Source organism: Companilactobacillus miaonis (assembly GCF_036913615.1).
Taxonomy (GTDB): Bacteria; Bacillota; Bacilli; order Lactobacillales; family Lactobacillaceae; genus Companilactobacillus.
Genome location: NZ_JAYKTX010000022.1, coordinates 1 through 6,365, shown reverse-complemented (window position 1 = coordinate 6,365; position 6,365 = coordinate 1). Strand labels below are relative to the sequence as shown.

General features: G+C 34.7%; 7 protein-coding genes and 2 pseudogenes. 3 read left to right on the top strand and 6 right to left on the bottom strand.

Features of this window, described 5'->3' with window-relative positions; translation table 11 throughout:
- Positions 1-521 precede the first annotated feature (521 nt).
- Positions 522-734, bottom strand: coding sequence for a hypothetical protein (locus U8521_RS12720; protein WP_001748064.1), 213 nt, complete (start codon positions 732-734; stop codon positions 522-524).
- A gap of 361 nt (positions 735-1,095) precedes the next feature.
- Positions 1,096-1,605 (bottom strand): annotated as a pseudogene (locus tag U8521_RS12715) (site-specific integrase); the annotation flags it as partial.
- Between the two features lie 284 nt (positions 1,606-1,889).
- On the opposite strand from U8521_RS12715, the gene U8521_RS12710 reads away from it, so the two are divergent.
- Positions 1,890-2,216, top strand: a complete 327-nt coding sequence (locus U8521_RS12710) for a hypothetical protein (protein WP_015474710.1) — start codon at positions 1,890-1,892, stop codon at positions 2,214-2,216.
- A gap of 415 nt (positions 2,217-2,631) precedes the next feature.
- Here U8521_RS12710 and U8521_RS12780 read toward each other — a convergent pair.
- Positions 2,632-2,709 (bottom strand): annotated as a pseudogene (locus U8521_RS12780) (site-specific integrase); the annotation flags it as partial.
- Positions 2,710-2,812: 103 nt separating this feature from the next.
- Between U8521_RS12780 and U8521_RS12705 the strand changes: the two are divergent.
- A complete protein-coding gene (locus U8521_RS12705; protein WP_003625288.1) occupies positions 2,813-3,091 on the top strand; it encodes a plasmid mobilization protein in 279 nt (92 codons plus the stop codon).
- Complete coding sequence (locus tag U8521_RS12700; protein WP_010625626.1) at positions 3,081-3,383, top strand: type II toxin-antitoxin system YafQ family toxin; 303 nt, start codon at positions 3,081-3,083, stop codon at positions 3,381-3,383. The genes U8521_RS12705 and U8521_RS12700 overlap by 11 nt, the downstream gene beginning before the upstream one ends.
- Before the next feature lie 205 nt (positions 3,384-3,588).
- On the opposite strand, the gene U8521_RS12695 is transcribed toward U8521_RS12700, so the two are convergent.
- The 3 genes from U8521_RS12695 to U8521_RS12685 all read right to left on the bottom strand — a co-directional run bounded on the left by U8521_RS12695 (position 3,589) and on the right by U8521_RS12685 (position 6,076).
- Positions 3,589-4,233: a helix-turn-helix transcriptional regulator gene (locus tag U8521_RS12695; protein WP_062689272.1), complete on the bottom strand. Its 645-nt coding sequence runs from the start codon at positions 4,231-4,233 to the stop codon at positions 3,589-3,591.
- Between the two features lie 420 nt (positions 4,234-4,653).
- Positions 4,654-5,148: a DUF536 domain-containing protein gene (locus U8521_RS12690; protein ID WP_062689270.1), complete on the bottom strand. Its 495-nt coding sequence runs from the start codon at positions 5,146-5,148 to the stop codon at positions 4,654-4,656.
- Positions 5,141-6,076: a replication initiation protein gene (locus U8521_RS12685; RefSeq protein WP_062689268.1), complete on the bottom strand. Its 936-nt coding sequence runs from the start codon at positions 6,074-6,076 to the stop codon at positions 5,141-5,143. The genes U8521_RS12690 and U8521_RS12685 overlap by 8 nt, the downstream gene beginning before the upstream one ends.
- Between the last annotated feature and the right edge of the window lie 289 nt (positions 6,077-6,365).

Here is a 6,365-nt window from a genome sequence, read left to right as displayed (position 1 = left end):
AGGGGTCTAAAAGAGGTTTAAAAGAGGTTTATAAAAGAGGTATATAAGAGGCACCACTGTACGAGATCAAGACCTAAAATCAAAAACACAAAGGAGTGAGCCAAAAACCGGCTCACATTAAACTCCATTCGCTACGCTCTTTGCGCCTCACTTCGTTCGTTGCCTAAAAAGGTGTGGCAAGCCACATTTATACGGGCGCTGACGCCCCGCACCCCGTCAAGCTGAAACAGCTTGACCGTTTTTTCACTCGCCGTTAGGCAGGAAAGCAAAGTTTTATAGAAACTTTGGCTTTCGCCAATTCAGTGTTAAGACTGGTTTAGAGCTGTCAATTCCTTATGCTCCCACGCTTTGCTCGTCCGCTACCATTGACAGCAAACAGTTAGCTTTTCTAAAACATAATAAGAATTTAACTGCTATGTCCCTTTTAAGGCCTTTATTTTCAATTCTCAGCAGTTTTAAGCATATTTACATATAATTTATGCCAAAACAAAATAAAAAGCCCTCAGTGAGCTTTTAGAGGGCTAAATTACAAATCCTGGTCGATTAATAATATCTTCTTGTCTTTTTTGCAAAATGTAAGTGTACAAGGAATTATACAAATTCTGTTTGATCTCATCAGGTTCATGAACAAAAGCTTCAAACAATTCTTGAATATCAACTTGCCAAGGATCAGCAAGCATTTCATCAATTGGCTTTAATACTTTTTTTTCGTCCATCTGAGTTACTCCTAACATTAGCTAATTATTTCAGGTTTAAATTAAAGGCATCTTTTTATAGTTAGTTATTCAAAGATGGTAATTAAGTTTAGAAAGAAAAACGGTGTAAAGCAATTAAAAAGATTTGTTTGAGCGCAGCGAAATCTAATACAACTTTTTTTAGTATAAGCACAATCAACTTTAGTTGTTGTGTATAAGTGCGCATTGAACTAAAAAACAACCTTTATTTCAATGATCAAGTTAGCTATTTTTTAGCGTCATTAAACGGAATGAAATGAGTTTAATGCGCACTTACACATAGAATTTATTCTATGTTGTGCTAGACCCATTAAAAACCTGTATCAGAAGTCGCCGTTGGCGACAACAAAATCAAACCAATTTACCCAAAATCAATTTGGTTCAACATGTTTTCTGTACTTGCTTGATTCAAGCCTAAATAAGCTAAAGTCATGGCTTCACTTGAGTGATTTAGTAAGTGCATGACTAGGCCAATATTGTAATTTGATTGCGTGTAAACACGATAAGCCCCAGTTTTGCGCATCGTATGAGTACCTAGATAATTAATTCCTAACAGATCGCCAACCCTACTCATAATTTTGTAGAACTGTTTTTCAGTGATATGGCGATCTGGGTGTTGAATGGAAGGAAAGAGCCATTCAGATGCTAGTTTATGATCAAGCAGCCATTGACGATACAATAAGAGTTCTGTTTGAACTGGTTTAAGGTACAAGGTATTAGGCTTACCAGTTTTTCGATCATGAATGAACGCATTTTGTTTAATAGAACCGTCCAGATTAAAAATATCGGTCTGTTTTAAACCCATAACTTCACTCACTCGCAGTAGCGTCGCTTTACCAACTTGAAAAATCGTATAGTTACGTCGGCCAGCTTAAGAAGCTGTTTAGTATCTTTGATTTTGACCAAATAATTTGATAAACTACTGTCAAAAAAGTTGGTAATCATATGCAACATTTTAGTCATCATTACCAAAGCGATATTTCTCGGCAACAATTCGATTTGATCCGCCAGGATCTGGAAGCTTCAAGAAAACGAACTCACCCAAAACACATTGATCCTTATGATATCTTCTGTGCCATGCTCTATGTCCTTAAAAATGGTTGTACTTGGCGGTTCATGGAAATCAGGACATGAAAAATAAGGAGGTGTCATCTAATGAGCTTTTTTAAAAACAACACAAAACGAATACCTACTGAAGTGAAATTACTTACTGATATACAAAATGCTTTAGCTGATGCACCAACTACTGAAGAAAAACCATTTTTACTGGAAGCAGAACAATCTTTAAAAGACAAAAAATATTTGCCAAAAATTTTAAGTGATTTACAATTTTTTCTAACGCCCCTAGCGATAAAATCTGCCCTATCCCCAAAAGTTAAAGTTATCTATTTGAATCTTATCTCAGATAAATATCAAACTAGTACAACGGGTAGTGGTATTGGAATGATTTTTGGTGGTTTTAGTGGATTTGGTGGTCGCTAGAAAGACCATACCACTAATTAGAGATATTAAAGATAAAAAGGCTGACACCCTTAAACAGGTGTCAGCCTTTTTATCTTTAATATCTCATTTGTTCCTTCTAGCAATTAAATTACGTTTTAGCCACATCATCGTTTTAACTGATATTTTGATTTTCTGATTTATCTTACTGTTAGTGCTATAGCATGATTTGATGTAGTATGCTTGATTTCAAAATAACGACAGTTAGAACAATAGAAAGGGCCAGATCAGCTATTAACGCTATTTAATTCTGCCTGAGGGTGTGACCGAAGTTTCCTAACCGTGGGCTTGATTTTAGCAACGACCAACGGGAGGCGCAGTTAAATGTGAGCGTGGGCTTCGCTCACTCCTTTTTTTATCAAATTATTTGGTCAAAATCAAAGATACTAAACAGCTTCTTAAAGTTATTGAGTAACGTATCTTGAACCTCTTTAAGAACGTTTGAATCTTTGATGGGTAAGACAACTTGTTGCATAAGCTGTTAGTTCCTTTACTTTAAAATTAATTTAGTTGCAGAAAACCTAAAAATCGAATATTATAATGTAGTACGATGGTAAACTTAAAGGAGGCGGATTAGAATGAGTAATACTATTATTAAAAACAAGACAATTTCAACTCGTGTAACACCTGACATTAGTGAACGGGCTAAAGCTAATCTAGCAAAACAAGGGCTAACCGTTTCTGAGTATATACGCTTATCGTTAGTTAAAGCGGCCAATAATGAAGTTCGATTAGTCAGCTTTTTAGATTCTCCGGAAGCCTTAGCCGCTAAAAAAGAAGCAGAAACAGGGCAGGTCAAAAACATTGGTTCATTGACTGACTTTGAAGATTGGATCGATAAGTTAGATGCAAATTAAACAGACCAAATCTTTTGAACGTGAATTAAAAAAACTAGTCAAAAAACATTTCCCAATAACTGTCTTGAAGCCTTGCTTAGAAGCAATTGTTGAACAAGATGTACTTATTTTGAAACAGATTAAAGATCATGCATTAAAAGGAAATTGGCGTGGCTATCGTGAATTTCACCCTGCCAGATATGGAAACTATGGTAAAAATTATGACAACTGGATTGTTATTTATCAGCTAGATCATGATGAATTGATTTTGTTATTGGTTGCAACTGGCTCCCATGAAATCTTGAATCAATAGCTATAGGTTAGGGGTACTTATAAAAAAATAAATCAAAATAGCCCCCAATATCTAAATTATAGATATTGGGGGCTATTCTTTCAATGTTTTTGAGGGGTTATTTGATAATTATAGACCCTATAATTTAGTTTTACTTTCTACGCTTAACAAATAGTAGTAAAACAAGTTGGATCAAGACGATAAAAATAAAGAAATGTAAACTTAATCACTCAAGACCGGTAGCTGTCATTTTTAGTACTTTATCGGGACTAAATACAACAATAGCCATAACTGATACAACCCGAATTAAGCTGCCAATAAACGCTCCTATAATAGTACCCGTCAAGTAAGGGACAGACTCACCAGGCACTACGAAAGAAATGTGTAACGCTAGGTACCCAGTACCAATTAAAATAAATACGAACAATAATAAATGATCAAACGAACCAAACCATTCCCTTAATTGATGTCCAGTTAAGGGAAAATGTGTTAGACAAATAGCTACACTAACCACATAAAGCATAGCTAACCACCCATTACGTAGATTAAAACGTGTCATACTCGATATATAAGATAAAACAGTAAGAACCATCATAAACCCATAACTAATCTTAAATATCCTAAGGCTTTTCTTACTCAATTTGGAAATTTCACTCAACTTGTCAGTCATTACTTTGTCCTCCCTTAGCAAAATATCTAACGATATTGAAAAAACATCACTGATTTTAACCAATGTATTAATATCTGGATAATTTCGGCCATTTTCCCAACTAGAAACAGTTTTACGCGAAACTAATAAAGATTTTCCCATATCATCCTGGGTCATTTTGGCTTCTAATCTCAACGCTTTAATCTTTTCTTGAAATTTCATATTGCCCCCCCAAGACTCAACTATGGACAACTCGTATAAAAAAACAAGCTAGTATTTCCAGACAGCATTATATACACCTTAAGCCTGACAAGTATTAAGCCGTTCCGGCTCTCTCATGAGGGCTTTCCCTAAAAGTGGGGAAAACGGCTTCTTTGGAAACCTAAATGGTTGAATCGATAAAGTCATCGATACCAAACTCAGTTTTTAACCAACAAGCTACTCTCTTAGCAATCAACACGTCATTGTGAAAGTATGATATAAAAACATCATAATTATTTTCTGGAAAACAATTTAATAAATTTGAACGAAGTTTATGTATTCCTGATGAATACAATTCAAGGTTTTGAGAAGAAACATCCATAAAGTCTATTTTATCGCCGCTCTTGACAATATAACGTTTTTGCTAAAATCAAGAAAACTTTACCAAAAATGCCACCAATTTTTATTGCTTTTATTTTTATACACGTCCTCTTCTGAGGCATTATTTTGTCGTTTCTGAAATGGCCCAGAAGGTTCAAGTAAGCCACTTATTTTTTGAATATGGGCTTTTAACTCTCTATTTTCTTCTACAGTTGTTAATTGCAGTTGTTGTTGCTGATCTATTAATTTTGTTAGATGATCTATTTGTCGGTCTTTGGTAGCAAGCTGTTTGTCACGTTGAGACTTTAAATCTGTTACTTCTCTTCTTAGAGTAGCGATTAGCTCATTGCTTTCTTTGCTACCTGTTTGTTGGTTATTTGCTACCAAAGGCTTTGCTACCTTATCTCTAATAATCCTTTCAGCTGTAGGGCTAATCATGTTTGTGCCTTGACTATCTTTTTGTCGGTTCTTTGTTGGTAGTCTTTGGTAGTGATATTGAATAGTCTGTTTGGAGACTTTCAATTCATTAGCAAGTTCTTTAATTGTTTTAGGCATGATTTCCAAACCCCTTTCGGAGTTCAGCAAGCATTTCTTGTCTTGTCTGATCTCTTATTTTTTTATCATGCTCAATCTGTCGTTCGGCTAAAATCTGTTTTTCAGTTGAGCCTAGTGGTAGACCTTTAACTTTATCTGTCGCACGCCATTTTTCCTGCTCTGTTAATTCACCATTATGCTGAATATTAAAAAGCTTTTGACGCTCATCTTGTAATTGGCCTTGTGAGAAATCATTGGCATCTTTCTTTTCTGGTTTCCAGGTAAACGAATAGCCAATAACTGGTTTCCCACGCCCTTTACCATATTTTTTTCTAACCGTTAATCCTCTAAACAAAGGAGTTAATTCTTCTTTAATGGGTTTTATAACAAATTTATCGACGTTAGAGGGACTATTCCAGTAACTTTTGGGCATATCTAGTAATTCAAAAAAGTCTTCTTTAGAAAAATAAGCATATCCAGTGGTTCTGAACTGTTTTAGTAACCGAAACATTGTTTTTGCGTAACTACTTTTTAAATCTCTAAACTCTGCCAACGCATAACGAACCCAACTTTCAAGCTTGTTTAAAAGGGGTAAAGCACGTTCATAAACTTTTACGTCTACATAAGGTTCTTCTGCATCTCCATCAATTTTAAATTCTGTAAACAAAACAAAAAACTCTCGAGTTAATCCACTTTTACTTCGTCTACCAAAATGTAATCCCATCATTTTTTCATAAGTTCTCTGAATGTCATCTTCAAAACGGTTATTTGCAGTAGGTTTATAAGCACTTAGCTCTTTTAATTGATCAAAAGTAAAACGAATGGTCTGATCACTCTTATCACGCATACGAGAAATAATCGAAAAAAATAAATTCATTTCAACTGGAGTAAATTTTCGAAGTGGAATGGTATTTAACTCTGGATCATATTTAATAATTTCATTTCCCATGCTGTACCTCCTAATGATTACAAATTAATTTTAGATTATGTTTATCAAGTAGTCAACTTTATAGTTCTACTTGATAAACAGACAAAACCTACTTGATAAACAGACAAAACCTACTTGATAAACAGACAAAACCTACTTGATAAACAGACAAAACCTACTTGATAAACTTCTATAAGCCTTGGGAGAGTAAGGTTCAAGAGGGGTCTAAAAGAGGTTTAAAAGAGGTTTATAAAAGAGGTATATAAGAGGCACCACTGTACGAGATCAAGACCTAAAATCAAAAACACAA

Coding starts and splice junctions, on each gene's coding strand:
- U8521_RS12710 (WP_015474710.1), top strand. CDS start 1,890: ATGAGCTTTTTTAAAAACAACACAAAACGAATACCTACTGAAGTGAAA.
- U8521_RS12690 (WP_062689270.1), bottom strand. CDS start 5,148: ATGCCTAAAACAATTAAAGAACTTGCTAATGAATTGAAAGTCTCCAAA.
- U8521_RS12720 (WP_001748064.1), bottom strand. CDS start 734: ATGTTAGGAGTAACTCAGATGGACGAAAAAAAAGTATTAAAGCCAATT.
- U8521_RS12705 (WP_003625288.1), top strand. CDS start 2,813: ATGAGTAATACTATTATTAAAAACAAGACAATTTCAACTCGTGTAACA.
- U8521_RS12695 (WP_062689272.1), bottom strand. CDS start 4,233: ATGAAATTTCAAGAAAAGATTAAAGCGTTGAGATTAGAAGCCAAAATG.
- U8521_RS12700 (WP_010625626.1), top strand. CDS start 3,081: ATGCAAATTAAACAGACCAAATCTTTTGAACGTGAATTAAAAAAACTA.
- U8521_RS12685 (WP_062689268.1), bottom strand. CDS start 6,076: ATGGGAAATGAAATTATTAAATATGATCCAGAGTTAAATACCATTCCA.